Annotated in this window: 22 protein-coding genes; 16 read left to right on the top strand and 6 right to left on the bottom strand. The window is 50.0% G+C overall.

Features of this window, described 5'->3' with window-relative positions:
- Positions 1-26: 26 nt before the first annotated feature.
- A complete protein-coding gene (locus C4F51_RS16930; RefSeq protein WP_193911833.1) occupies positions 27-566 on the bottom strand; it encodes a DUF4124 domain-containing protein in 540 nt (179 codons plus the stop codon).
- Between the two features lie 118 nt (positions 567-684).
- Positions 685-2,085, bottom strand: a complete 1,401-nt coding sequence (glnA, locus tag C4F51_RS16925) for a type I glutamate--ammonia ligase (protein WP_193911831.1) — start codon at positions 2,083-2,085, stop codon at positions 685-687.
- A gap of 523 nt (positions 2,086-2,608) precedes the next feature.
- On the opposite strand from glnA, the gene thiI reads away from it, so the two are divergent.
- The 3 genes from thiI to C4F51_RS16910 all read left to right on the top strand — a co-directional run bounded on the left by thiI (position 2,609) and on the right by C4F51_RS16910 (position 7,050).
- Entirely contained in the window at positions 2,609-4,087 is a 1,479-nt protein-coding gene (thiI, locus tag C4F51_RS16920) for a tRNA uracil 4-sulfurtransferase ThiI (RefSeq protein WP_193911829.1), read from the top strand.
- A 151-nt stretch (positions 4,088-4,238) separates the two neighbouring features.
- A complete protein-coding gene (typA, locus tag C4F51_RS16915) occupies positions 4,239-6,059 on the top strand; it encodes a translational GTPase TypA (RefSeq protein WP_193911827.1) in 1,821 nt (606 codons plus the stop codon).
- A 187-nt stretch (positions 6,060-6,246) separates the two neighbouring features.
- Positions 6,247-7,050 (top strand): sulfite exporter TauE/SafE family protein, encoded by an 804-nt coding sequence (locus C4F51_RS16910; protein ID WP_193911824.1) that lies wholly within the window; start codon positions 6,247-6,249, stop codon positions 7,048-7,050.
- A gap of 219 nt (positions 7,051-7,269) precedes the next feature.
- Here C4F51_RS16910 and C4F51_RS16905 read toward each other — a convergent pair whose 3' ends face one another.
- Entirely contained in the window at positions 7,270-8,004 is a 735-nt protein-coding gene (locus C4F51_RS16905; protein WP_202987714.1) for an RBBP9/YdeN family alpha/beta hydrolase, read from the bottom strand.
- 302 nt (positions 8,005-8,306) lie between these two features.
- Here C4F51_RS16905 and C4F51_RS16900 point away from each other — a divergent pair, with 302 nt between their 5' ends.
- From C4F51_RS16900 to C4F51_RS16870, 7 genes are all read left to right on the top strand, one after another.
- Entirely contained in the window at positions 8,307-8,474 is a 168-nt protein-coding gene (locus tag C4F51_RS16900; RefSeq protein WP_193911822.1) for a YezD family protein, read from the top strand.
- A gap of 86 nt (positions 8,475-8,560) precedes the next feature.
- Positions 8,561-9,577 (top strand): sulfate ABC transporter substrate-binding protein, encoded by a 1,017-nt coding sequence (locus C4F51_RS16895; protein ID WP_268905065.1) that lies wholly within the window; start codon positions 8,561-8,563, stop codon positions 9,575-9,577.
- Positions 9,578-9,722: 145 nt separating this feature from the next.
- Positions 9,723-10,547, top strand: coding sequence for a sulfate ABC transporter permease subunit CysT (cysT, locus tag C4F51_RS16890; protein ID WP_193911820.1), 825 nt, complete (start codon positions 9,723-9,725; stop codon positions 10,545-10,547).
- Position 10,548: 1 nt separating this feature from the next.
- On the top strand, positions 10,549-11,445 hold the full coding sequence (gene cysW, locus C4F51_RS16885) for a sulfate ABC transporter permease subunit CysW (protein WP_193911819.1): 897 nt from the start codon (positions 10,549-10,551) through the stop codon (positions 11,443-11,445).
- A gap of 83 nt (positions 11,446-11,528) precedes the next feature.
- On the top strand, positions 11,529-12,593 hold the full coding sequence (locus C4F51_RS16880) for a sulfate/molybdate ABC transporter ATP-binding protein (protein ID WP_193911817.1): 1,065 nt from the start codon (positions 11,529-11,531) through the stop codon (positions 12,591-12,593).
- Between the two features lie 425 nt (positions 12,594-13,018).
- Complete coding sequence (locus C4F51_RS16875; RefSeq protein WP_193911815.1) at positions 13,019-13,630, top strand: superoxide dismutase; 612 nt, start codon at positions 13,019-13,021, stop codon at positions 13,628-13,630.
- Positions 13,631-13,875: 245 nt separating this feature from the next.
- Positions 13,876-14,964 carry an acyltransferase family protein gene (locus C4F51_RS16870; protein WP_193911813.1) on the top strand — a complete coding sequence of 363 codons (1,089 nt, stop codon included), beginning with the start codon at positions 13,876-13,878 and terminating at the stop codon, positions 14,962-14,964.
- Positions 14,965-14,974: 10 nt separating this feature from the next.
- Here C4F51_RS16870 and C4F51_RS16865 read toward each other — a convergent pair whose 3' ends face one another.
- The 3 genes from C4F51_RS16865 to C4F51_RS16855 form a co-directional block, all read right to left on the bottom strand.
- Positions 14,975-16,096: an acyltransferase family protein gene (locus C4F51_RS16865; protein ID WP_268905064.1), complete on the bottom strand. Its 1,122-nt coding sequence runs from the start codon at positions 16,094-16,096 to the stop codon at positions 14,975-14,977.
- A gap of 13 nt (positions 16,097-16,109) precedes the next feature.
- Positions 16,110-17,114 (bottom strand): ferrochelatase, encoded by a 1,005-nt coding sequence (gene hemH / locus C4F51_RS16860; protein WP_193911809.1) that lies wholly within the window; start codon positions 17,112-17,114, stop codon positions 16,110-16,112.
- Positions 17,115-17,207: 93 nt separating this feature from the next.
- Entirely contained in the window at positions 17,208-18,473 is a 1,266-nt protein-coding gene (locus C4F51_RS16855; RefSeq protein ID WP_193911807.1) for a class I SAM-dependent methyltransferase, read from the bottom strand.
- Positions 18,474-18,670: 197 nt separating this feature from the next.
- On the opposite strand from C4F51_RS16855, the gene C4F51_RS16850 reads away from it, so the two are divergent.
- The 6 genes from C4F51_RS16850 to C4F51_RS16825 all read left to right on the top strand — a co-directional run bounded on the left by C4F51_RS16850 (position 18,671) and on the right by C4F51_RS16825 (position 25,644).
- Positions 18,671-19,423: a glycosyltransferase family 2 protein gene (locus C4F51_RS16850; protein WP_193911805.1), complete on the top strand. Its 753-nt coding sequence runs from the start codon at positions 18,671-18,673 to the stop codon at positions 19,421-19,423.
- A 14-nt stretch (positions 19,424-19,437) separates the two neighbouring features.
- Entirely contained in the window at positions 19,438-21,042 is a 1,605-nt protein-coding gene (locus C4F51_RS16845; protein ID WP_193911803.1) for a glycosyltransferase family 39 protein, read from the top strand.
- Positions 21,032-21,766 (top strand): VTT domain-containing protein, encoded by a 735-nt coding sequence (locus tag C4F51_RS16840; protein ID WP_193911801.1) that lies wholly within the window; start codon positions 21,032-21,034, stop codon positions 21,764-21,766. The genes C4F51_RS16845 and C4F51_RS16840 overlap by 11 nt, the downstream gene beginning before the upstream one ends.
- Before the next feature lie 401 nt (positions 21,767-22,167).
- Positions 22,168-23,697, top strand: a complete 1,530-nt coding sequence (locus C4F51_RS16835; protein WP_193911799.1) for a hypothetical protein — start codon at positions 22,168-22,170, stop codon at positions 23,695-23,697.
- A gap of 211 nt (positions 23,698-23,908) precedes the next feature.
- Complete coding sequence (locus C4F51_RS16830) at positions 23,909-24,670, top strand: hypothetical protein (RefSeq protein ID WP_193911797.1); 762 nt, start codon at positions 23,909-23,911, stop codon at positions 24,668-24,670.
- A 65-nt stretch (positions 24,671-24,735) separates the two neighbouring features.
- The gene (locus tag C4F51_RS16825; protein WP_193911795.1) at positions 24,736-25,644 is read left to right on the top strand and encodes a peptidylprolyl isomerase; all 909 of its coding nucleotides are present in this window, start codon (positions 24,736-24,738) and stop codon (positions 25,642-25,644) included.
- The last annotated feature ends 21 nt before the right edge of the window (positions 25,645-25,665 follow it).

Here is a 25,665-nt window from a genome sequence, read left to right as displayed (position 1 = left end):
GGTGTGCTCAATTTTGGTGCAAGCGCTTATCGCGGTGAAGGTTGCGGCGTTGCGTTCCTTTTGACGGTGGGGCGAATCACATTCACTTCCAGGGCATCGGATTGCCCGAGAATGTTGCCATCGTTGTCGATGACATCAATGGTAATGCGGTGGGTGCCGCGGGGAATATCCTGAATAACAATGCTGGTCGATTTGGTTTCTTCGATCAGCTCATCGTTAATGAAATACAAAATCCAGTGATTTTCAGATAGCGAATGGCTCAGGCCAACCGCGATAGCAAGATCGCGCTGACCGGGCGGGATAGTGACATTTTCTCGCGGGCTGAGCACATTGATGTCGTAGCGCTCCAGTTGCGGTTGCTGTGGTTTGACGCGCTCCGGTATGGATGGGGCATTGCCGGAAGACAGGCTATTGATAGGTGGCAGATTCACCTGCTCGCTGTCGCCAGCCAGCGGCTTGTCGGTATAAACAACATTGCCGTCCTTGTCGCGGGTTTTATAGATATCGGTGGCCATGGCCGGCAGTGCCAACACTCCGATGAAAACAGCCAGATAACGTAGCAGCATACGGTCTTCCTCCCTCGCTGAGACCGCAGATTACCTTATTCGTTGCCCAAAGAAAAAGCCCGACCGGATAACCGGTCGGGCTTTTCGACAATCGCAACACAAGGATCGTGCGGGCGAATTACACGCTGTAGTACAGCTCGAATTCTACCGGGTGCGGAGTCATGTTGATGCGCTCGATTTCCTGCTTTTTCAGCTTGATGTAAGCATCAATGAAGTCTTTGCTGAATACGCCGCCTTTGGTCAGGTATTCGTAATCGGCTTCCAGAGCTTCCAGAGCTTGTTCCAGGCTTGAGGCAACAGTCGGGATCAACGCTTCTTCTTCCGGCTCCAGATCGTACAGATCCTTGCTGGAAGCTTCGCCCGGATGGATTTTGTTCTGAATACCGTCCAGACCAGCCATCAGCAGCGCTGCGAAACACAGGTACGGGTTAGCTGTTGGGTCCGGGAAGCGGGCTTCAATACGCTTGGCTTTAGCGCTGGTTACGTAAGGAATACGGATAGAAGCAGAGCGGTTGCGAGCAGAGTAAGCCAGCATTACCGGGGCTTCGTAGCCTGGAACCAGACGCTTGTAAGAGTTGGTAGAAGCGTTACAGAAAGCGTTCAGAGAACGGGCGTGCTTGATGATACCGCCGATGTAGAACAGAGCCATTTCGCTCAGACCCGCATAGGAGTCACCGGCGAACTGGTTAACACCGCCTTTGGAGAAAGACTGGTGAACGTGCATACCTGAACCGTTATCACCGATCAGTGGCTTCGGCATAAAGGTAGCGGTTTTACCGTACTGGTGAGCAACGTTGTGTACGCAGTACTTCAGAATCTGTACTTCGTCCGCTTTTTTAACCAGGGTGTTGGCGCCAACACCGATTTCACACTGACCGGCGTTAGCCACTTCGTGGTGGTGAACTTCAATTTCCAGACCCATAGCTTCCATGGCATTACACATGGCAGCACGGATGTCGTGCAATGAGTCAACCGGAGGAACCGGGAAGTAACCGCCTTTTACGCGTGGTGAGTGGCCGTGTTTACCTTCAACGTCATCACCTGAGGACCATGCAGCTTCTTCAGATTTGATTTTGTAGAAAGCGCCGCCCATGGTGCTGGCGTAGTGGACGCTGTCAAAAATAAAGAATTCCGGCTCCGGGCCAAACAGAGCGATGTCGCCCAGACCGGTAGACTTCAGGTACTCTTCAGCGCGCAGGCCGATGGAGCGCGGGTCGCGGTCGTAGCCTTGCATGGTGGCAGGTTCTACCACGTTACAACGCACGATGATCATGGCTTCTTCAGAGAACGGATCAAGAACAGAAGCAGCGTCATCCGGCATCAAAATCATGTCGGATTCGTTAATGCCTTTCCAGCCACCAATAGAAGAACCGTCGAACATCTTACCGTCGGTGAAGAAATCGTCGTCAACTACGTTGGACGGATAAGTAACGTGTTGCTCTTTACCTTTGGTATCGGTAAAGCGCAGATCAACCCAGCGCGCTTCGTGCTTTTTGATCAGGTCCAGAGTTTTAGACATTGAATGCCTCCAGTAAGAGCAGCCTTGACGGCCGGAAATATAATTTAAATTGATTCTTTCTCAAGCCCGATCAGCGCTCGCCACCCTTGCAGGCGAGCCGGGCGAGAACCAGGGTATTTTGAAAGTGGCAAAATATATGCCATTTCCCAAAAATAGCAACCAGCCGCATTAAATAAGGGCTTTTTCATTAAAACGCTAGCGAAAAATTTGCTTTGCGCACCAAATTGGTGCCTGTTTTTTCGCTGTGCACCGTTTTGGTTTGCTTGTCAGAATTTTATGCTTATCAAGAGCGCACATTGCTTTTTCTTCTGTCGTGCTGTCGCCATTTACATTATTTAAAGCGACTTTCCCTCGACGGCTTGCGGGGCAATTTTCGGTGCGATCATAGTAACGCAAATTAGCGACGTTTTTTTAACGGTTTTATGACCTGTCTGCAAGCTCACCGCGCCGGGAGCGGCTGAGGTATAATCGCCGCCTTTTTAACCTCTGCGGTTGTTGCTGCGTTATCTGACAGGCTTTCCTCATGCATTTTATCATCAAGGTCTTTCCCGAGATTTTTGTCAAAAGCGCTCCGGTGCGTAAACGCTTTATCAAACATCTGCGGGACAATCTGCGCCGTCTGATGGTACAGGTAGATGCAAAGGTGGAAGTGAAAAGCGATTGGGAGAAGCTTGAAGTATTGTCACCGGGCGCTGACGAGCTGATTACCGCGCAGGTTGCCGACATCCTTTCGCGCACGCCAGGTATTGGTAATTACTCACTGATCACGGCTTACCCGCTCGGTGATCTGGACGATATTTTCCAGAAAGTGTTGCCGCACTGGAAAGAAGCGCTGGCCGATAAGAGTTTTTGCGTGCGGGTAAAGCGCAACGGCAATCACGTATTCAGCTCGGTGGATGTTGAGCGCTATGTGGGCGGCGGCTTGCTGCACAATACGCCGGCGCGGGCGGTTGACCTGCATAATCCGGATATTATCGTTCCTCTTGAGATCAAGCACGACCGGCTGTTTGTTATCAGCAGTAAATTTAAAGGCCTGGGCGGTTATCCGCTGGGCGCGCAGGATGCCGTGCTATCGCTGATTTCCGGCGGTTTTGACTCTACGGTATCTACTTATTTATCCATTCGTCGCGGTCTGCGCTCGCATTATTGCTTCTTTAATCTCGGTGGTCGGGCACATGAAATCGGCGTAAAAGAAGTGGCGTATTACCTGTGGAATAAATATGGCGCTTCTCACCGGGTCAAATTTGTCTCCGTACCTTTTGAAGATGTGGTGCGCGAGATTCTGGAGAAAGTGGATAACGCTTATATGGGTGTCATCCTGAAACGCATGATGTTGCGTGCGGCAGAGCAGGTGGCCGAGTCGCTGGAGATTCCGGCGCTGGTGACGGGCGAAAGTGTGGCTCAGGTATCCAGCCAAACGCTGATCAACCTGAATATGATTGATCGTGTGACCGATATGGTGGTGCTGCGTCCGCTGGCGACCATGGACAAGGGCGAGATTATTGATTTGTCGCGCAAGATCGGCACCGAAACCTTTGCTGCCAGCATGCCGGAATATTGTGGTGTGATCTCGGTAAACCCGACCACCCGCGCCAAGTTGCACCGGGTCGAAAAGGAAGAGTCGCGCTTTGATTTTGCGGTGCTGGAGCGTGCCATTGCCGAGCGGGTTGCGCAGAATATTGATGAAGTTGTGGATGATCTCAATGCCGATTTGTCGGTGCCAGTGATCGGTTTTGCTGATGCCAGCCATACCATTATTGATATTCGCCACCCCGACGAAGAAGAAACCCGTCCACTGCGCGTGGAAGGTGTCACCATATTGAAAATACCTTTCTATAGTCTCAACAACCGTTTCGCCAATCTGCCTCAGGAGCAAACCTACTGGTTGTATTGCCAGAAAGGGGTCATGAGTCAATTGCATGCTGCCAATTTGAAAGATGCCGGGCATGGCAATATTGGTGTTTATCGCCCCGAGCCAGTGAGCGCCTGTGCTATCGGTTGATTTTGTCCGGCGCCGAACGGCCGCTTTTTCGGGGTGATTGCCAGGTGCCGGACAAAAAATCGCCAATTTTTTCGCTCTGGTCATATCGCTGACATCAAGACGCGGGTATAATTCGCGCCCTTCGTATTTACATGCTTAAGAGAATTTTATTGTGAGTGATCAATCTGCTATCCAGAACTTGCGCAATATCGCCATTATTGCCCACGTTGACCATGGAAAAACCTCCATGGTCGACCAGTTATTGCGTCAATCCGGAACTCTAGATCGTCGCGATGACAGCGCTGATCTGATTATGGATAGCAATGATCAGGAACGTGAACGCGGCATTACCATTCTTGCAAAAAACACCGCCATCCGCTGGAACGAATACCGTATCAATATCGTGGATACCCCCGGTCACGCCGACTTCGGTGGTGAAGTAGAGCGTGTATTGTCGATGGTAGATTCGGTGTTGCTGATCGTTGATGCGGTTGGCGGCCCTATGCCGCAAACGCGTTTCGTAACACAAAAAGCCTTTGAGCAGGGTTTGAACCCGATTGTTGTTATCAACAAAATCGACCGTCCGGGCGCGCGTCCTGAGTGGGTTGTTGACCAGGTGTTTGACCTGTTTGACCGTTTGGGCGCTACCGATGAGCAGCTCGACTTCCCGATTATTTATGCTTCTGCACTGAACGGTGTGGCAGGTCTGGACCCGGAAAATATCGCTGACGATATGACCCCGTTGTTCCAAATGATCGTTGATAAAGTAAAACCGCCAAAAGTTGACAGCGAAGGCCCGTTCCAGATGCAAGTATCTGCTCTGGATTACAGCAGCTATGTGGGTGTTATCGGTATTGGCCGTATTACCCGCGGCTCGCTGTCGCCCAACCAGCAAGTGGTTGTGGTTGATCACGAAGGCAACACCCGTAAAGCCAAAGTACTGCAAGTTATGGGTTACCACGGCCTGCAACGTATCGAAACCGATAAAGCTTTCGCTGGCGACATCGTCTGTATTACCGGTGTAGATAAGCTCGGTATCTCCGATACCCTGTGCAGCCCGGATGCCGTTGAAGCACTGCCGGCGCTGTCTATCGACGAGCCAACCGTCAGCATGACCTTCCAGGTAAACGATTCACCGTTTGCCGGTAAAGAAGGCAAGTACGTTACCAGCCGTAATATTAAAGATCGCCTCGATCAGGAACTGATTGCAAACGTTGCATTGCGCGTACAGCAAGGCGACTCGCCGGACAAATTTATCGTTTCCGGTCGCGGTGAATTGCACTTGTCGGTATTGATTGAAAACATGCGTCGTGAAGGTTTCGAGCTGGGTGTTTCCCGTCCGGAAGTTGTTAAGAAAATCGTTGACGGCGTAGTACACGAACCCTTTGAGCAAGTGGTTATCGACGTTGAAGATCGTCACCAGGGTTCTGTAATGGAAGAGCTGGGCCTGCGTAAAGGCGAGCTGACCAACATGGAGCCGGATGGCAAAGGCCGCATCAAGCTGGAATTCCTGTGCCCGTCACGTGGTTTGATCGGTTTCCGTGGCACCTTCCTGACCATGACGTCGGGTAGTGGCATCATGACCTCCATCTTTGATCATTACGGTCCGATTAAAGAAGGTGAAGTGGCCAAGCGTCAGAACGGCGTGCTGGTATCCATGGTAAAAGGTAAAACCCTGGCTTACGGTTTGTACCCGTTGCAGGACCGTGGCCGTTTGTTCCTGGGTGCCGGTATCGAAGTGTACGAAGGTCAGATCGTTGGTTTGCATTCCCGCAGCAACGACCTGGTGGTTAACCCTACCAAAGCCAAGCAATTGACCAACGTGCGTGCCTCCGGTACTGACGAAGCGCTGACCCTGTCTCCGCCCGTTCGTCATACGCTGGAGCAGGCGTTGGAATTTATTGAAGACGATGAGCTGGTTGAAGTTACACCGAAAAGCATTCGTATTCGTAAAAAATTGCTCAATGAAAATGAGCGCAAGCGCGCTAAATAATTTTCATCGGTAATTGAAAATCCCCCTGCGGGTTACACGGCAGGGGGATTTTTTTTGTCTGCAAATTGCCAATAACCTGAATCAAAATTTGTGCACTTAAATGTGGCGCATGAAGCGTGTCGCCATCGGCGGGCCTGGTGATTATGCGTATAATGCGTGCTTTTTTACTCGTGCCGGGAGCATAGGTATGGAGCTGGTCTGGCTGATCGCTTATTTAATCTTGGGAGTAGTAACGGGCCTTATGGCCGGGCTGTTTGGCATCGGTGGCGGTGGCATTATGGTGCCGGTGCTGACGGTGATGTTTACGGCGCAGCAATTTCCTGCAGAGCACACGGTTCACATCGCCCTGGCGACCTCCATGGCAGCCATTGTTCCTACCGCTATCGCCAGCATGCGCGCCCACAACAAGCGCCAGGCGGTGCTGTGGCCGGTGGTGTGGACCATAACACCGGGTATTCTGGTCGGTACTTTTGGTGCTACTTTTCTTGCCAGTTATTTATCAGCGGCACCGCTGGCTATTTTCTTTTCCTGCTTTATGGCCTTTGTTGCCTTCCAGATGATCGCTAACAAAAAACCTGCTCCCTCGCGGGAACTGCCGGGTAAGGTTGGCCTGACAGGTGCAGGTACCGGCATCGGTATTGTGTCTGCATTGGTCGCCATCGGCGGCGGCTCGCTGACAGTGCCTTTTCTTTCCTGGTGTAACGTGCGCATTCAAACCGCCATCGGTACCTCGGCGGCTATCGGCTTGCCTATCGCCTTGTCCGGTGCTCTCGGCTATTTGATCAATGGCTGGGGCGTTGCCGGCCTGCCGGAGCTCACCCTCGGTTACATCTATTGGCCTGCAGTAATCGCCATGTCAGTGATGAGCTTCATCTTCGCCCCGCTGGGCGCATCACTGGCGCACCGCTTACCTGTGGCGGTACTGAAAAAATTATTTGCAGTATTGTTGATTGGTTTGTCGGTGCAAATGCTGGCGGTCTTATTTTTCTAAGGTAAGCCATTCGGGCTCAGCAACTTCGGTAAAAGATAAGTGCTCAATCGAAGGGTCTATTTTTCACTTTGCATTTATTAATGAGTGTCATCCTGTACATACAGGCGCTGGCATTCATTAACAGTGAAGAAAAATAGTTATTACGGGGCAGGGGAACTCTGTAAGATTTTCTTGAAATAGGCTTGCGGCAGTAATAATTTTTTCGCCACTGAACCAAATTTATTTTTTATGGGCGAGCGAAACAGTATGAAGTACGCCGGGGTGAGTTTTGCTCAGTCCGGCTGTTGATTGCACTAAGTGCTTGTCAATTTGCTGTAAAAGTTTTTCAAGCTCAAACAAACCTTCCGTCCAGACGCCCAGTTGCGACTCGCTGTTGATGTGTCCTTTTCCTTTGCTGATATGGAAGTCAGCTCCCCATTGATGAGCAAGTTGTTTTGCGCCTGTTTCTGCCAACCAGGGATCCGAGTCGCTGCCAATCAGGCGCAGGGGGCGGGCGATTTCTGTTTGCGGTAATCTTTCTTCAATACCAAATTTTTGCGGAGCGGCGGGGGCAACTAATAATGCGCCTCTGACCAGTGACGGGTAATCGTGAGCGATGGAGGCGCTGGCGAGCGAGCCAAAGCTGTGCGCAATCAGCAGGACCGGTTGTTCAAGGCTTGTCAGTGTTTTCAAAATGGCATTCCGCCATTTTTCCAGGTCGGCCAGATGCCAGTCGATGACCTCAATACGCTGGCTGCCCGGTAACAGGTTTTGCCAGGCACTTTGCCAGTGTCGCTCATCACTATTGCGCAACCCCGGCACAATCACGACCGGTGTGTTTTGCAGGTGTTGCTGAATACGGTGTAACAACGGGCGGTTTGCGGCTGCAAAAGGTGCCTGCCCGGCTACTGGATACTCTTCCGATAACACACGACTTTGTTCGGTGTGTGCGTGTCTTCTCTGTAAAAGTCCCATGTATTTCCCCCTTGAGGCAATCCGGTGTTGGCAGTCCGGTATTAGCACCGTGACGAATCGGCCTTGATAGCCATCTTCTCTTCCGCCAAATCATAGTGTCTCCCCGGTGTTAATCGAAGGATTGATTTGTTCTGTTCTTATGCCAAACGCCTTGAAAGAGCCTTATTACAAAATGCGAGGTTCTTATAGCTTTTAAAGTAATAAGCTAAGAATAAACAAATATTTTTCGGCATATAAATCCTTGATTAGTATTGCGCCATTGCTGGTGATCACAACCGGCTGAACGTAATCGGGAAGGTGATATGACCCAGCAGGAAATTGAATTGACGGCAGAGCAGGAAGCCGTCTTTCAGGAAATAAAGCACTTGCTGACCCAGATCAGATTTGGCTCGTTGGAAGTTTCTGTACACAACGGCCAGATCGTTCAGGTGGAGTGCCGCGAGAAAAGACGATTTACCAAATCGGGGTGATGTATCGCAGTTAGTGCATCGCCCTGCAGATTTACCTTTTTACCCCTGAAGCTTTGACAACATTATTAATACAAGGAATACCCATCATGTTTGTAAAACACCTGAAAAAATCCTTACTGGTTTTGTCACTGGGGCTGGCCGCCAGCACCGGTGCTCTCGCACAATCAGAAGTAAAGCTGTTGAATGTGTCTTATGACCCGACTCGTGAACTCTATGTAGAGTTTAACCGTGCCTTCGCCAAACACTGGCAGGAAACCGAAGGTCAGAAAGTTACCATCAGTCAATCTCACGGCGGCTCCGGCAAGCAAGCACGCTCTGTTATCGACGGTCTGGAAGCGGACGTAGTAACACTGGCTTTGGCATACGATGTTGACGCGTTGCGTCAGGAAGCGGGTCTGATTGATGCTGACTGGGTTAAATCCCTGCCGGACAACAGCGCGCCTTACACCTCTACCATCGTGTTTCTGGTAAGAACTGGCAACCCGAAAAATGTGAAAGACTGGGACGATCTGGTCAAGCCAGGCATCGAAGTTATTACGCCTAACCCGAAAACTTCCGGTGGCGCTCGCTGGAACTACCTGGCGGCCTGGGCTTACGCGAAAGACAAGTACGGTTCGGATGATGCAGCCAAAGACTTCATTACCAAGCTGTTCAAAAACGTTCCGGTGCTGGACTCCGGTGCTCGCGGTGCTACCACCACGTTCGTACAGCGCGGTCTGGGTGACGTATTCCTTTCCTGGGAAAACGAAGCCTTCCTGGCGTTGAACGAACTGGGCAAAGACAAATTTGAAATTGTTGTACCGTCCATCTCCATTCTGGCCGAGCCGTCAGTAGCGGTTGTTGACAAGAACGTAGACAAGCGCGGCACCCGTAAAGTAGCTCAAGCCTACCTGGAGTTCCTGTACAGCAAAACCGGTCAGGAGCTGGCTGGCAAGCACTACTACCGTCCGCGTAATGCTGAAGTTGCTGCCCAGTACAAAGATCTCTTCCCGGAAATCAAGCTGGTGACCATTGATAATGATTTCGGTGGCTGGCAGAAAGCCCAGGAAACCCATTTTAACGATGGCGGCGTATTTGATCAGATCTACAAGCCAGGCAACTAATGGTTGATGACTAACGTGAATGCCGAAGGTGATGAATATACCTTCGGTGTTTAACCGCAAATGTTGAAGGTGAATCCTTATCAGTCCTGACAGATAAAGAAAAGCCTTCAACATTTTTACTGTATGCAAAGTAAAAAGGTATGTTATGAGTCGTCGTCCCTCAGTCATTCCCGGATTTGGTTTGTCGCTGGGTTATGCCGCGTTTTATGCCAGTCTGATTGTTTTTCTTCCTATGGCGGTACTGTTCGCCAAAGCCTTCTCGCTGACCTGGGCAGAGTTCTGGAAAACCGTTCTCGACCCGCAGGCGATTGCCAGTTACAAGTTAAGTTTTGGTGCAGCTTTTATTGGTGCGTCTATCAATCTCGTATTTGGTTTTATCGTGGCGTGGGTGCTGGTGCGCTACAATTTTTTCGGTAAAAAAGTCGTCGATGCGTTGGTGGATTTACCCTTTGCCTTGCCAACGGCGGTAGCGGGTATCGCATTAACTGCTCTCTATGCGCCGCAAGGTTGGATCGGTCAATATCTCACCCCGCTCGGTATCAAGGTGGCGTACACCCCGCTTGGTGTGGCGGTAGCCTTAACCTTTATTGGTTTGCCATTTGTGGTGCGTACCGTACAGCCGGTGTTGGAAGAATTGGAAAAAGAAATCGAAGAAGCGGCCGCGAGCCTGGGTGCCAGCCGCTGGAATACGTTTCGTCGCATTTTATTTCCGGCCGTGTTGCCCGCCTTATTAACCGGTTTTGCTCTTGCATTCGCTCGTGCTATTGGTGAGTACGGATCGGTGGTTTTTATCAGTGGCAATATGCCCTTCCGCACAGAAATCACGCCCTTGTTGATCGTTGCCAAACTGGAACAATACAACTATGCCGGCGCTGCAGCACTGGCGGTGGTGTTGCTGGTGTTTTCATTCGTCCTCCTGTTGCTGATTAATATCTTGCAACACTGGAGTACTCGCAGGGCGGGAGGTTGATATGAGTGGAGCAGTTTCCACGCTGGCTCGGCGTGAAGTGGTCGTTACAGAAGCAACCACAGAGCCTTTATGGGTAAGAGCATTGCTAATCGCGATAGCGCTGATTTTTCTGGCGTTGTTTCTGGTGATTCCTCTGGTTGCTGTATTTACTGAAGCCTTCTCGCGCGGTTGGGAAGTTTATGTGGCGGCTATTGTCGAACCGGATGCCTGGCATGCGATCAAGCTGACATTGCTCGCGGCTGCTATTGCAGTGCCGTTGAATGTTATTTTCGGTTTGTCGGCGGCCTGGGCGATTACCAAATTCCAGTTTCGTGGCAAGCAGGCATTGATCACTCTGATTGATTTGCCCTTTGCGGTATCACCGGTGGTGGCGGGCCTGATTTACGTGTTGCTGTTTGGTGCGCAGGGTTGGTTGGGTCCGTGGCTGGCTGAAAATGACATCCGGATTATTTTTGCGGTGCCCGGTATTGTGTTGGCGACCATCTTTGTCACCTTTCCATTTATCGCCCGCGAATTGATTCCCTTGATGGAAGAGCAGGGTACTTCTTATGAAGAAGCCGCCTTGACGCTCGGCGCCAGTGGTTGGCAAACCTTCTGGCGGGTGACCATGCCTGCCATCAAATGGGGTTTGTTGTACGGCATTATTTTGTGTAATGCGCGTGCCATGGGTGAGTTCGGTGCGGTGAGTGTGGTGTCGGGTCATATTCGCGGCCAAACCAATACCTTGCCATTGCATATTGAAATTCTTTACAACGAGTATCAGTTTGCGGCCGCCTTTGCTGCTGCGTCCCTGTTAGCCGGCCTGGCACTTATTACGCTGTTGGTGAAGTCCCTTCTGGAGTGGCGTCATACTCAGGAACGGGAAAAATCCATTCGCGCAGCATTGCAGGAAAGCTGAATGTCATTCGGGCTGTCTCTTTATTTTCCGCATCACGGTGATCGCAAAAATAAAGAGACAGTGCCTCAACAGAGAATCGTTTTATGAGTATTAATGTAAAAAACATCAACAAGCGTTTCGGTCAATTTACCGCGCTCGATAATGTCTCGCTCGATTTTCCCTCCGGTGAACTGGTGGCATTGCTTGGCCCATCCGGCTGTGGAAAAACAACCTTGTTGCGCATCATTGCCGGGCTTGAACAGCCGGATGAAGGTAACGTGGATTTTCATGGTGAAGATGCCACGCACGTTCACGTTCGTCAGCGCCAGGTCGGTTTCGTATTTCAGCATTACGCGTTGTTCCGTCACATGACCGTTTTCGACAACGTCGCTTTCGGTCTGACGGTGCGTCCGAAAGACAAGCGCCCGGGCAAAGCGCAAATTCGCGAGCGTGTGCACGAATTGTTGAAGCTGGTACAACTGGATTGGCTGGCAGATCGCTATCCGGATCAGCTGTCCGGTGGTCAGCGCCAGCGTATTGCACTGGCTCGCGCCCTGGCCGTAGAGCCGCGGGTGTTATTGCTGGATGAGCCTTTTGGTGCGCTGGATGCCAAGGTGCGTAAAGATTTGCGCCGCTGGCTGCGTCGTTTGCACGATGAATTGCACATCACGTCTATCTTTGTAACCCACGATCAGGAAGAGGCGATGGAAGTTGCCGACCGCATTGTGGTGCTGAACAAGGGGCGCATCGAACAAATCGGTACGCCGGACGAGGTGTACAACAATCCGGCCAGTCCTTTTGTGTACGACTTCATTGGTCAGGTCAATCAGTTTCATGGTCGCGTTGACAAGGGCTGGGCGCACATTGGTGAATACCGTTTACCGGCTCCCGAGCACAGCAACATCGTCAATCAGGATGCTATTGCTTACATTCGCCCGCACGACATTGAATTGCTGGCGACTGCCGAGGGTGAGCATTTGATTGAGGCTACCATTGATACGGTAAACAGCGCCGGCGCGGTGCTGCGTCTTGAGCTGACCCATAACCTGGGCGATAACATTCTTCACGTAGAGCTGCCGCGCTCCCAGGAGCGACACCTGCCGCTGGCTGTTGGTTCGCGGGTTTATGCCCGTCCTACCCAATCGCGCGTGTTTTTGAAGCAGGCCTGATCCTGATTGATGAAACGCTGATTGTCTCCGCCCGTCTTTTCCTGTTCAGGAAGGGCGGGCTTTTTTATGACCTGCCATCCGCGGGTTGGGCCATTGTTGAAACTGTCGAATGTAGCGTTGAGCGATTTTTGGTGACGGGCCGGGTGGTTAAGCATTAACCCGAAAATAAGCACAATGGCATCGATAGCTTCTTTTTATTGCGGCCGATAGTTATGATTGTCTCAAACTCTATGGAGTGAATTGTCTATAATGCATCTCCATGACGTGTTTTCCGGTGACTGAAAGCACCCGCCAAAGCCGGACGCTGATGAAGCCATCGCTCTTTTCGGGTATGGTCTCTTTTCGGTGCAGGGCGTATTGGCGGCCATGTTGCTTATCCTTCGCTGTCACTTCAATCAACTGTTAATTAACATAAGGAATCGGATATGTCGTTTACTCTTCCTCCTCTGAATTATGCGTACGACGCCCTGGAGCCAAACATTGATGCGGCTACTATGGAAATCCACTACACCAAGCACCATCAAACCTACGTAAACGGTTTGAATGCGGCGGTAGAGGGTACCGAGCATGCGTCCAAATCTCTGGAAGAGCTGTTGAGAGGCTTCTCTTCACTGCCGGAAAAACTGCAAGGCCCGGTGCGTAACCACGGTGGTGGTCACCACAATCACAGCCTGTTCTGGACCGTTATTTCTCCTAACGGCGGCGGCGAGCCAACCGGCAAAGTCGCTGATGCGATCAACAGCGAACTGGGCGGTTTTGAAGAATTCAAAAAAGCCTTCACCGCTGCTGCACTGACCCGTTTCGGCAGTGGCTGGGCATGGCTGTCAGTAACACCGGCTGGCAAACTGGTTGTAGAAAGCTCCGCTAACCAGGACAGCCCGTTGCTCAACGGTAATACCCCGATTCTGGGTCTGGATGTATGGGAACACGCCTACTACCTGAAATACCAAAACCGTCGCCCGGACTACATCGGCGCGTTCTACAGCGTCATCGACTGGAACGAAGTTGCCCGTCGTTACGAAGAAGCGGTTGGTTAATGTTTCACCGGAGAGAAGGCATTGCCTTCTCTCTGTTTTGTTTACTCTGTTCCGCAATCCGCAATCCGCAATCCGCAATCCGCAATCCGCAATCCGCAATCCGCAATCCGCAATCCGCAATCCGCAATCCGCAATCCGCAAATAAATCTCCGGGGTGACGCCACCCGTGTTTTGGTAGACAATTCCCGTCTTCTGAATCAATCAAGCCGCCTTTGAGTTATGCCCCGCCTATGTCAAATCAATACATGCACCAACTTCACGGATTGAGAGCGCTGGCTGCGCTGGGCGTATTGATCTTTCATTGGGGAGCGCTCTTTGGTATTCATCCTCAGCTTCACGAACATGGCGGAATCTACAGCATCTGGTGGTGGATATCGTTTTTTATCGGTTCGGGCTGGGTAGGCGTCATGGTTTTTTTCGTGCTTTCCGGAACGGTGTTGTCTACGCCCTATCTATCCGGAAAGACACCGGTTCTTTCGACCTTTTACTTGCGCCGCTTGTTAAGAATTTACCCTGCTGTATGGTTACAGTTGTTGGTGATGATGGTGGGAAGCTTCTGGATCCTGGGGTTGCCCGCCTGGCAGTGGGGCACTGATCTGATCGCAAACTTTTTGCTGTGGATTCATTTACCCCCCGGCCATGTTAAACCCTTAAACGGTGTCTGGTGGACCTTGCCAGTCGAGCTGGGGTTTTACCTTTGCTTCCCTCTTATTCTTTTACTTTTTCGTCGTATTGGCGCTGTCGGATTGCTGGTCCTTGCTGCGCTGTTAAGTATCTCCTGGCGCCTTGGGGTTTTTTATTATTTCAATACCGAGAGTTACGCCCCCTATCAGGTATATCTGGATGCTTTACCTTCCAGTATCTTTTATTTCTGTACCGGTATCCTTGTGGCACATGCTGCGCAACCCGAGCGTTCCAGAGCCTACCAGTCCACTCTGCTCGGTCTTGCACTAATTATTGCGCTGCTTTTTTATCTGGTGGTTGTTCTCGATAAATATTGGGCCGGCCATTGGTTGTTGCTCTTTTGGCCTTTGCTCTGCGCGCCCGGCATTGCGCTGCTGGTCTATGCGCTCCGGCAACCTCTTACTGGTTACCAGTGGTTGGCACGACAACCCTTTAAATGGATGGGTGATACCAGCTTTGGAATATATTTATGGCACTTTCCTGTCATGCTGGTGGTTCACCGTTATTTTTATTCAGCAGATGGCTCCCTTGCGCAAAATGTACAGTGGTTGCTACTGAGCATGGTGCTGACATTTGCCCTGGCGGGTTTAAGTTTCAAATATGTCGAAGCGCCATTGATACAGTGGGGGCGCCGCCGCTTTGTCGGTTAGCGGTTTGGATTCAGTTGCGAGGTGTGCTTCCGAGGCGCTTGCCCAGCTGCATGGCGGGGCGTTCGATGCAGTAATAGCTGATGCTGGCGAGTATCAGCGTAGGTAGCAAAATTCCTGGCAAAATCAGCAAGCTGATCCATGGATTATTTTGCCAGCCACTGGTCCATTGGTGAAATGCCAGTAAAACCGGAAAGTGCCATAAATATATTCCGAAGCTGACCTCTCCGAAAAAAACTGTCAGTTTTCCGGAGAGCATTGTTTTCCTGATCTCCGGATTTTTCCCTGTTACCCATACGATAGTGGCAAGCACAATCGACACGGAAAAATTCCAGATTACCAGCATCCAATGGCCGTTCCAGTAATGAGATGCATTGCTGGTAAGCCAATACATGAGCGTCCCCAAAGCAGCCAAGCTCAGAGTGATCACCAATTTTTGTTGTATGGCCGACAATTGCATTGATTGGTGGGCTGCATACATGCCCATCACAAAAATTGCGAGGCAACCCGGTAGTAAGTCCAGGTAGGGTTGTACCGGGCCATAACCCGGCTCCTCCCTGAAGTACCACATAACGGCGATTCGCCATGCAAGTGTTATAACCACTGCGGTGACTAATAAGGTTAAAAAACTATGGCGTTTGGCAAACAAAAGCAATAGCGGGAAAATCAGGTAAAAGCTTAGCTCGATCGGTAAGGTCCACCACACCGCATTGACCGGATAGGGCAGGTAGGGGGGCAGGTTAACGAATAATGTGATATTGCTTAGCCACTGGCCGGTACTTGCCGGCACATTTAATCCGTGTAATACGCCCAGCAAACTGCTCAGTATTATCAGCTGTAACCACACAGCCGGGTAAATTCTTAAAAAGCGTCGTGCCCAAAATACACCCAGTGCTTTTTTATTAAATGCCATGTGGCCATTGCTGGTTGTTAATAAAAAACCGGAAAGCACAAAAAAAAGTAAAACCCCGACCCATCCAAAACCGATCAGTTGGGAAACTATCTTGCCGACGATACCCCAGTTCGCACTGATCTCCTGACGAAATGCAGGAAATGTTTCGCCCCAATGGAAAATCAGAACAGCAAGTGCGGCCAAACCGCGCAATCCATGAAGTGTCGGGTTAAAGGTGTTCATACAAGGATGGTGTTTATCGCAAATAGATTTTTAACAGATGAACCAGCGCTTCCATGTGATCCGCCCGGTCATTGAGTGCAGCAATGTAATGATATTGTTCGCCACCACTCTCCATAAACAAGTCTCGATTTTCTACGGCCAGTTCTTCGAGCGTTTCCAGGCAATCGGCACTGAAGGCTGGCGACACGATCGCAATATGCTTGAAGCCCTGAGCCGGTAAGTGCTCAAGGGTGATGTCTGTGTAAGGTTTTAACCATTCCTCTTTGCCGAAGCGTGATTGAAAGGTGGTCATGCAAATGCCTTCATCCAACCCCAGTTGTGCTTCGATCAGCTGCGTGGTTCTTACGCACAATTGATAGTAAGGGTCACCGGCGTCGGCATAGCGTTGTGGCATGCCGTGATAGGAGAACAGCAATTTTTGTGGCAAACCATAAGTTTGAATATGTTCCTGAATGCTGTTACTCAGTGCGCTAATGTAACGCGGCTCCATCATGTAATTTTGAATAAAGTGTATTTCAGGGACATAACGCCATGTACGCAGTTCTTCGGTGACCGCGTCAAAAACGGAGCCGGTTGTCGGGCCGGAGTATTGCGGGTAGAGCGGTAATACAATCAGCCGATCAATTTTTTGTTGTTGCAGCTCTCGCAGCGCATGGCTGACAGAAGGGTTGCCGTATCGCATTCCCAGAGCAACAGGCACATCAGCGCCCAGTGCGTTTTTAATCGCATGTTGTTGTTGCTTGCTGATCGCCAGCAGCGGCGAGCCATCATCTGTCCATACCGATTGATAGGCCCTGGCTGATTTGGCGGGGCGGGTGCGCAGTACTATGCCGTGCAAAATAATTTTCCAAAGCAGGCGCGGTAATTCAATGACGCGGGGGTCTGACAGAAATTCGGCAAGGTAGCGTCGCAGTGATGGCGTATCCGGCGCGTCCGGAGTGCCCAGATTAACCAGGAGTACGCCGGTTTTAGAGGGACTTAAAACAGACGCGTCGCAAGGTACAGAACGGTATTTCATGGCATTCCTGTTGAGGGAAGAAAACAATCAGTGAAAGCAACAGTCATTGTATCAACCCAAACATCCTTGTTTGGCGGTTGATGATTCTGGCGCTCAAGGCTTTCTGAAAAATGAACACATTTTATTCCAGAAGGTATTACAGGCAGCTGGCGGCGTCGTTTCGATGGGCCGCGTCACAGATGCCGGACGTGGAAACTCGCCGGTAAATAAAAGCGCTTTTTCTCCTATGGAAGTTCTTGCGCTGGCGGTGACACGAACCGGCCCGATGCCTGCGGGAATGGTGTAGCGGAATTCCCAGCCTGAGTTATTCAATCGGTCATCGTTAAAGAACAATCCTACGTCTTCCCGTGAAATGCCCGTTCCGGTGGGAACGCGAAAATGTTGGTCATCAACCTGAATATCCACGTGATCAAGACGCCCGTCATCCACAGATGCTGCCCAGCCCCTCAGATAAAGCTCGCCATTGTCTGCCAGGTAGCGTTCATCCGCCCAGCCCCAGGCGCCTCGTCGGAAACCGGCAAGGGGTGTTAAGTCGGTATCCGGGTTGGCCGCAACGATATAGATATCCTGCTCGTGAGCCAGTGCTCTGGGCAAACGATGGTAATTGGAGGCGCGGCCGGTGGTTATGGTTACTGCCTGGCTTACAAATGCCTCGTTAACATAGGTGGTGCCATAAATGCTGGTTTCGAGATCTTCATTTTCACTGCCTGGCCAGAAGAAAATCCCCTCGTCTTCCGGGAATACATGGCCTTCGGGCAACAGGCAGGCATCATGCACGCTGAAGCACAGCACGCCATCGGGTGTGAGGCAGCTGTGGAGCTTCTTCAACCATTGATGAAACAATCCGGAAGGCAGGTGGGAAAACAGTGACGCGACCCAGATAACGTGAAATTTTTCCTGAGGATTAAAATCCTCCGGGTTGGCGCAGGACGGAACAGTGGGAATATTGTAGGTGCTTCCGACAAATTCGAGGGCATCTGTTTGAATTTCACTGCCTGTAATGCAGCCAGCCGGATAGGCGGCTGTCAGGAAGCGCAGCAAGCGTCCGAAACCGCAGGCAAAATCCAGGATTTTCAGATCCCCCTTTTCGGTATGGGGAAACATTCGCTGCACCATTTGATTGGCCGCATAAAACTGTTGCAGCGCAACATTGTAGTACTGGCTAAAACCGACATTGGCATCCTGATGATGAAACAGGGAGTGCAGCAACATCTGGTCTCTCGGGTGGATGGTGATATCCGGCTGACGAACAAAAGCCGATTTTTCAAGATTACAATGATCCATCACAACCTGCTGAAAGTGCGCAGAGTTGCACAATTTGAAGGCTTCTTCCTGAAGGTGCTTGAGTTCGTCATTCATTGCCATACCTGCCGCTCGCGTAAAAGGGTTTAATTCAAACATAGTCACCGGGTAGCTGCCAGTAAAAACACCACTGAATCAGTGCCCTGTTTGTCTTGATGGCGATGTGGTGGGAGGCAGGTTTTCTATAGGACTTTGTTACGCCCTCGCGTAAACTGATGTCTCTAACCCTGTAAGTAACAAACTTTGACCTGATTATGTATAAAGATCATAAAGTGGTAGTCGTGCTGCCCGCCTATAACGCTGCCAAAACGCTGGAAAAAACCTGGAATGAAATCCCCCGGCCTTTGGTTGATGAGGTGGTGCTGGTTGATGACGCCAGTCGGGATGATACATTGGCGTTAGCTGAGCAGTTGGGTATTCAGCATATTATTCGCCATGAAAAAAATCGCGGCTATGGTGGCAATCAGAAGAGCTGTTATCGCAAGGCGCTGGAGCTGAATGCCGATATCGTCATTATGTTGCACCCGGACTATCAATATACACCGCAACTGATACCTGCTATGGCGTCGTTGATTGGCGAAGGCTTGTATCCGGTAGTGCTGGGTTCAAGGATTTTGGGTAACGGTGCGCTGCGTGGCGGCATGCCTTTATATAAGTACATTGCCAATCGCTTCCTGACGGCTTTCCAGAATCTCTGTACCGGTGCTAAATTGTCTGAATATCACACTGGCTACCGTGCCTTTTCTGCCGACGTCTTGAGGTCACTGGATCTTGAGCGAAATGACGATAACTTTATTTTTGACAACCAGATGCTGGCGCAAATTATTGAACGTCAATTTGATATCGCCGAAATTACTTGCCCTACCAAATACTTTCCTGAAGCTTCATCTATTCGTATCTGGCCCAGCACAGTTTATGGCTTGGGGGTGGTTAAAGTGTCTTTGATACACTTGCTGCATCGCTCAGGTCTTCGAAAATCCGATTTGTTCAAATCCGATAACCCATAGCGAGGCGTGCTCTTTTGATTCGGTCCCGTCTGCCTGTTTATCTGAGCTGGGTGGTTGCCTTGTCTGCCGCCCTGTATTTGCGGCTATGGCAGTTGCCCCAACAACTGCTGGCTGATGATGAATGGCATGCCGTAAACAAGCTGCTGTCAGCAGAAGGATATCGGGATATTTTCACCAGTTTTGGTCTGGCAGATCATTGCATCCCTTTGACATTGCTCTATGCCTGGCTCGCTAATCAGGGTTGGCTTACTGAATGGAGTATGCGCTTTCCTCTATTGATAGCGGGCATCGCTTTGGTGATAACTTTACCCCTGCTTGTCAGGCGTTGGCTGCAAGGGTCGGAGTATTGGCTGTTTACGGTTTTGCTGGCTGTGTCTCCTTTATTGATCTATTTCAGCCGTACTGCTCGCCCTTATGCGCTATCGACTTTGCTGGCGGCGATTGCATTGTTTGCCTTCTACCGCTGGTGGGTTGAGCGCAAATGGAGTTGGGGCGTGCTATATGGGGTGCTTGCGCCGCTCACCGTGTGGCTTCAGCTCGTCACTATTCCCCTGGTACTGGCGCCCTTTCTGTTTTTCGGTATTCATGCCTTGATATCCTGGCGGCAGAATGGCCATGCAAAGGATGTTTTACAGCTGTTTATGCTGGGTTTACCTGTTCTGGCAGGGTTATTGTTACTTGTGGGGCCTCCCATCTTTAATGACATTCAATCGCTTACTGCCAAGTCCGGTGTGGATTTTATGTCGTTGGCAACCGTCGGTGCGGTTATTAAACTCTATGCGGGTACTTCATGGGCGTGGCTGGCCGCTGTCTGGATGTTGCTGATGCTTGTCGGAGGCGTTGTTTTATATCGCCGGCAACCGCTACTAATGATGTATCTGTCTTTTTGTGCCGGCATCGCTATAGTCTTCGTGGCGCTCAGTGGCGGGGCATGGTTACATCATCCGCTGGTGCCTGCCCGTTATTTGTTGCCGGTGCTGCCATGGGCTCTGCTGTGCGTTGCTTTGGGGGCAGTTGCCTGTGTGCAGTGGCTTCCCGGCAAAGTGCAGTATGGGGTGATATTCCTGCTTCCGTTGCTGCTGTTTCTGGCGGGGCCTGTTCCCGGACAATATAAAGGCATCAATCAATTTACCGGGCATATGGGCTATCAGTTTGATTATGACTGGCGTGCTAACGTCTATAACCAGAAGTGGCAGCATTTACCGGCATCTCCTTTTTTCGAACAATTGGCAAAGCAGCCGCCGGCCTCAAAAACGCTCATCATGGCACCCTGGTTGTTGGAGTGGCACTACAACCCCTGGTATTTACAGCAGCGTGTGCATCAGCAGCATGTTGTGCCGGGTTTTCTGGATGGTGTGTGTGGCGGCGGTTTCTTTGGTGAATATCCTGCTGCCGAGAATCGAGTCAATTTTGCGCACGTGATGCATATAAAAGGTGCGCCAGCCTCAAAGCTTAATGCGGACTATCTGGTTTACACACTCTGGGATTCGGGTGATGGGCGATTTACCGTCTTTGATAAATGCCTCGGTGAGCTGAATTTATTATTTGGCGCTCCTGTGTACCGTGATGAACAGATTGAGGTATTTGATTTGCGTCGTGAGTCTGTTGATGAATCCTGATGCAGGAATTGCGAACAATGGCTCCGCTATGAAAGGTTGGCGCATTTTTCTATTTCTAATAGTGACATGTGCGGGCATTTTCTTTCTTATTGCCTTGATTGGCTGGCAGCCGCTGCAGTGGCTGTTAAGTGTCCAAAGTGCAAGCGGCTATTATGTGACGGCTTACCCGGTGGCATCCGCATTGCTTTTCGTTATTGTTTACGGGTTGGCGTTAAGTTGCGGCGTTCCCGGCGGGGCAGTATTTGCATTACTCGCCGGATTTTTGTTCGGTATGGCACAGGGGTTGTTGCTGGCTCTATGTGGTCTTGCCTGCGGTGCTGTCGTGGTGCGTGTTATTACCCTGAAAAGCGGTCTCTCTATTGATCGAAAAAGGGGAAGCAAACTTGCGGACTGGTTTGCAATCAGCACAGAAAAAAATCCTCTTATATTTCCTGTTTTGATCAGAATGGTGCCTGTATTTCCCTTCTTTTGGTTGAACCTGGTTTTCTCCTTGACGAAGCAGGCGTGGGGTTCCTACCTGTTTGCAGCCTTGGCGGGCGCCTTGCCGGGCGTGCTGGCGCTGGTTGTGCTGGGTAATAATATGAATGTCTGGTTGGAAAGCGAGCAGCTTTCCATGCGTCTTTTGCTTTCTCAGCCTTTGTTTATTGCTTCGTGGGTGATATTGGCGGGGCTGACGATTGTGGGCTATTGTTGGAAGCGCGTCAGGTTGCAACAGGCTGAGTGAAAAGTGAGCGAGTCGGAATGCTTTCTTTGAGAGGCATCATGTTTTGTTGCGCCGACTGTCAAGACGCTTCCCTGAAATACATTTCGGGGTTAGACTTCGCGACGAAACAAGCTTTGCTACCCGGCTTGAAATATTCAGGGGCGCTCAAAGCATTTCTCAGCTGGTGGAAACACCAAAACTTCGATATGGGAAATTCTTTGCTTCCCGTTAACAATAATTGCAGTTCGGGTTATATTTGATGTTGTCTAGGCTGGTGCGGTATGTTAGTTTAGCCGCACGATTGAGTGTTCGTCGGGCGTCGGACATTCCAGTAATGCTGGAACTGAATCGGTCAACTAGGCTGCATTGTGCAACCCCGCTGCAGAAAGCAGTATGAAACTTGTAAATCTAGGAGCTAGATAATGAAGAAAAAACTTCTACCTTTGGCAATGCTGGCAGGACTGGCTGGTGCAGTGGGTACTGCGCAGGCTGCTCACGTTAATCCGGATGGCCTGGGTCAGGTATTGATTTATCCTTACTACACCACTCTGGACGGTCAGCACACTGACATCCATTTGGTAAACACCACCAACAAAACCAAAGCGATCAAAGTTCGCTTCCTGGAAGGTCAGAACAGCCGTGAAGTTCGTGACTTCCACCTGTACTTGTCTGCATACGACCATTGGTCCGGTGTAATCACTTCTACTGGTGAAGGTGACAGCAAAGTAGCTCTGTTCAGAACTGGTGATACTTCCTGTACCGTTCCTACTATTCCTCAGGCTGGTGTTCCTTTCACCAACATCGCATACACCTCAGACAAGGGCACTAACTCTCTGTCCCGTACTCTGGAAGGTTATGTTGAAATCATCGAAATGGGTGAGTTGGGTGAAGAAGACGACGCTGGTAACGTAACCGAATACGGTGTACGTGTTGCCAACTTCGATCCGGCTCACGCTGCTAAGCACATCAACGGTGTACCGAAAGACTGTTCTGCGCTGGTAAAAGCGTGGACTGCTGGCGGTAACGGTAACGGCCAGTGGCTGGGTGGCGCTAACGCTACTACCGTAAACATTCAGCCGGGTACTGGCGGTCTGTACGGTTTTGCATCTGTGTTTAACGTAGCTGAAGGTACTTCTGCAACTTACAGTGCAACTGCTATTGCTAACTTCAACACTCTGGATGTGCTGCACGCACCTACTGGTAATACTCGTCCTTCTCTGATCGACATCGGTATTCCGACTGCAGTTGGTTCAACTACCGTATCTGTTGTAGATGGCGCTTCTGTTTTTAACGATTCATTTGATGTGACTTCTACCAACGAAGCAGATCCAGTGAGTGCGTTGTTGACTCGTGCTACCTTGAAAAATGATTACGTTACTGATGCTGGCTTGAATGCAGAAACTGATTGGGTTGTTACTTTCCCAACCAAGCGTTTCTACATGATTGATGATGTGCGTAATGCTGCTGGCGTTGTAACTACAAGCAACCAAGCTCTGCGTCGTCCGTTTACTTCTGAGTTTACCGCTAACATGGCGTGTGAGCACATTGAAGTAGGCTACTACGATCGTGAAGAAGGTAGCGTAAATATCGTTACTGAGCCTGTTTTCTCTCCAGCACCACCTACTGGTTCTACCTCTTGGGAGCTGTGCTCTGAAGTTAACGTAATTACTTTCAACGACAGCAATATCCTGGGTTCAAGCCTGCGTTATGGTCTGTCTTTGGAAGATGGTTTCGATAACGGTTGGGCTACTATTGACTTCACCCAAACCGCATCAGCTACTGCTAACCCACGTACCGTAATTGGTGATGCTTACACCTACGCTGGCCTGCCAGTTGCTGGTTTTGCTGTAATCAAGTACTCCAATGGTGCTTTGGCTGGTGGTGTTCTGTCTAACTACGCTGGCGTAGTTGAGCACAAGTACACTCGTCAAATTACTACCAACACTCCTTGATTGGCAGCTTTGTTATTTGAAGCGTCACCAAAGTAGTGAAGCGCGGCCCTCGGGCCGCGTTTTTTTTATTTAAAGGTTTTTATTTGGTGCGTTTTCGAGTATTTTATGCTCGACCCTGATGGTGTTACGCTGTTATAGGGTGACCAGTCCAGGTAGCCAGACTTTTTTCTGGAAAGCTGCGACTTTAATGGATTTTTATCAGGATAAAATCATGAAAAAAATATTCTCCCGCGCGTGCATGGTGCTGGCCTGTTTTTCAGCAGCGTCTGCATTCGCTTATGATCTGACTTTAAATGACGCCGATAATCTGGTTCTAAGTGTGAACGGGGTTAATTGCCAGCTTAGTGGAACCAGCAATCCTTCGCTTGCATCGGTTCAAATTACTAACAGTGGTGCTCAAAAACTCATTAATATTACCACCAGTGGCTCCGCAGGGTTTACTTGTGGCGGTGGAACTGTGTTGCCTCCTGTCTCATCCAGCTCGTCTTCGGTTGCATCAAGTGTTTCATCCTCCGTGTCATCAAGTTCATCTTCAAGTAGTACTACACCGCCGAGTCCAGGTGTTGACTTAAGTGCTTGTGGCGGCGTCTGGCCCAATAATATTGTTGAAGGCTCAATAATGAGTTTGGTGGGGACTTCCCAGATTTCCCAGCCGTTGCAGGCTAATCAAACCATCAGTTTTCCTGTTCAAGCTTTGAATGCAGGTCACGTTTCTACCTTTATGTTAGCAGGACTTTCCAATACATTAGGAGTTGTTCGTGATGTTACAGTATCAGCATGCCCGGGTGGCCCAGAGCTGAGTAATGCTGGTCGCTGCTCTAGAACTGGTACTGAAAACGTATCCGTACGCCTTATGCAGGCTCCAGGTTCAGCTGCTTACTGTCAGTTGGAACCTAATAAGCAGTATTTTATTAATGTAAGAAATACTACTTGTGTATCAGGAAATTGCGGTTTCTATCGCTCTATCCAGTAAAACATTTTGTTGTTTTAGATGTCCAAATCGCAGCCTTTGGCTGCGATTTTTTTTGTGAGGTTCGAATGTATAGAAAAATACTAAGTGTTTATCTGTTTTCGGTTGTGGCCGGTGCGAGCTTTGCTCAGGCTCAGTCTGATGATGTGGTAGTGGCAGTTGATGATATTCGGATTACCACAGATGACGTTCGTCACTATATGGAAGAGCGGCTGGCCTCGGGTGTAAGCCCTGATGCATTTGCGTCTTCAAAGGGAATTACACAGTCTGTTGAGAATATATTAAGCTTGCGTCGCCTCGGAAAAATGGCTCGTGATGCCGGATTTGTCTCCAGTGAGCAAATTGAATGGGAAGTGGCGTTGTACCGTGAGCGTCTGCAATATCGTGAATGGGTTAAAAGTCTGGTGGATAAAGAAATCTCTTCCACAAGTTGGGATGCTGCTGCCAGAGAAGAGTACATTGCCAATTCTGAAAAATATTTTATCGGCTCTGATCAGGTTCGTGTATCACACATTCTGATTGGCACGGACGATAGATCTTCAGAAGAGGCGAAATCTCTTGCTGAAAAAGTGCTTAAAGAAGTGAAGAAATCAGGCTCCGATTTTGAGGCGCTGGTGGAACAGTATTCCAATGATCCGTCTGCTGAAACAAACAAAGGCGATCTCGGCTTCTTTGGGAAAGGACAAATGGTACCTGCTTTCGAAGCTGCTGCATTTGATTTGTCCAAAGCGAAGCCTGTTAGTGATCTGGTAGAAACTGAATTTGGATTTCATATCATCAAATTCATCGATAAACGAGCTCCACGAAAACTGACCTTTGACGAAGCCAAAAAGCAAATCATTCCGGAGTTGCAATCGAAAGTGCCCTCAACGATCAGAAGTCGTTTGACGATGGAAGCCCGTTCTGTTTCCGCAGATGCTGCTGTCATTAATGAAGAGGCTTTGAAAAAACTCGAAAAGAAACTTCTTGAGCAGTGAGGAAACAGGATTTTCATTTCT

Origin of the sequence: Cellvibrio polysaccharolyticus (assembly GCF_015182315.1) — a bacterium.
GTDB lineage: Bacteria > Pseudomonadota > Gammaproteobacteria > Pseudomonadales > Cellvibrionaceae > Cellvibrio > Cellvibrio polysaccharolyticus.
Note: the sequence above shows the minus strand (reverse complement) of the source record. Positions and strands in the feature narration are given on the sequence as shown.

Coding starts and splice junctions, on each gene's coding strand:
- C4F51_RS16865 (WP_268905064.1), bottom strand. CDS start 16,096: ATGAACACCTTTAACCCGACACTTCATGGATTGCGCGGTTTGGCCGCA.
- C4F51_RS16895 (WP_268905065.1), top strand. CDS start 8,561: ATGTTTGTAAAACACCTGAAAAAATCCTTACTGGTTTTGTCACTGGGG.
- C4F51_RS16870 (WP_193911813.1), top strand. CDS start 13,876: ATGCACCAACTTCACGGATTGAGAGCGCTGGCTGCGCTGGGCGTATTG.
- thiI (WP_193911829.1), top strand. CDS start 2,609: ATGCATTTTATCATCAAGGTCTTTCCCGAGATTTTTGTCAAAAGCGCT.
- cysT (WP_193911820.1), top strand. CDS start 9,723: ATGAGTCGTCGTCCCTCAGTCATTCCCGGATTTGGTTTGTCGCTGGGT.
- C4F51_RS16850 (WP_193911805.1), top strand. CDS start 18,671: ATGTATAAAGATCATAAAGTGGTAGTCGTGCTGCCCGCCTATAACGCT.
- C4F51_RS16905 (WP_202987714.1), bottom strand. CDS start 8,004: ATGGGACTTTTACAGAGAAGACACGCACACACCGAACAAAGTCGTGTG.
- C4F51_RS16910 (WP_193911824.1), top strand. CDS start 6,247: ATGGAGCTGGTCTGGCTGATCGCTTATTTAATCTTGGGAGTAGTAACG.
- C4F51_RS16830 (WP_193911797.1), top strand. CDS start 23,909: ATGAAAAAAATATTCTCCCGCGCGTGCATGGTGCTGGCCTGTTTTTCA.
- C4F51_RS16835 (WP_193911799.1), top strand. CDS start 22,168: ATGAAGAAAAAACTTCTACCTTTGGCAATGCTGGCAGGACTGGCTGGT.
- C4F51_RS16900 (WP_193911822.1), top strand. CDS start 8,307: ATGACCCAGCAGGAAATTGAATTGACGGCAGAGCAGGAAGCCGTCTTT.
- C4F51_RS16880 (WP_193911817.1), top strand. CDS start 11,529: ATGAGTATTAATGTAAAAAACATCAACAAGCGTTTCGGTCAATTTACC.
- C4F51_RS16825 (WP_193911795.1), top strand. CDS start 24,736: ATGTATAGAAAAATACTAAGTGTTTATCTGTTTTCGGTTGTGGCCGGT.
- cysW (WP_193911819.1), top strand. CDS start 10,549: ATGAGTGGAGCAGTTTCCACGCTGGCTCGGCGTGAAGTGGTCGTTACA.
- hemH (WP_193911809.1), bottom strand. CDS start 17,114: ATGAAATACCGTTCTGTACCTTGCGACGCGTCTGTTTTAAGTCCCTCT.
- C4F51_RS16875 (WP_193911815.1), top strand. CDS start 13,019: ATGTCGTTTACTCTTCCTCCTCTGAATTATGCGTACGACGCCCTGGAG.
- C4F51_RS16840 (WP_193911801.1), top strand. CDS start 21,032: ATGAATCCTGATGCAGGAATTGCGAACAATGGCTCCGCTATGAAAGGT.
- C4F51_RS16855 (WP_193911807.1), bottom strand. CDS start 18,473: ATGAATGACGAACTCAAGCACCTTCAGGAAGAAGCCTTCAAATTGTGC.
- C4F51_RS16930 (WP_193911833.1), bottom strand. CDS start 566: ATGCTGCTACGTTATCTGGCTGTTTTCATCGGAGTGTTGGCACTGCCG.
- glnA (WP_193911831.1), bottom strand. CDS start 2,085: ATGTCTAAAACTCTGGACCTGATCAAAAAGCACGAAGCGCGCTGGGTT.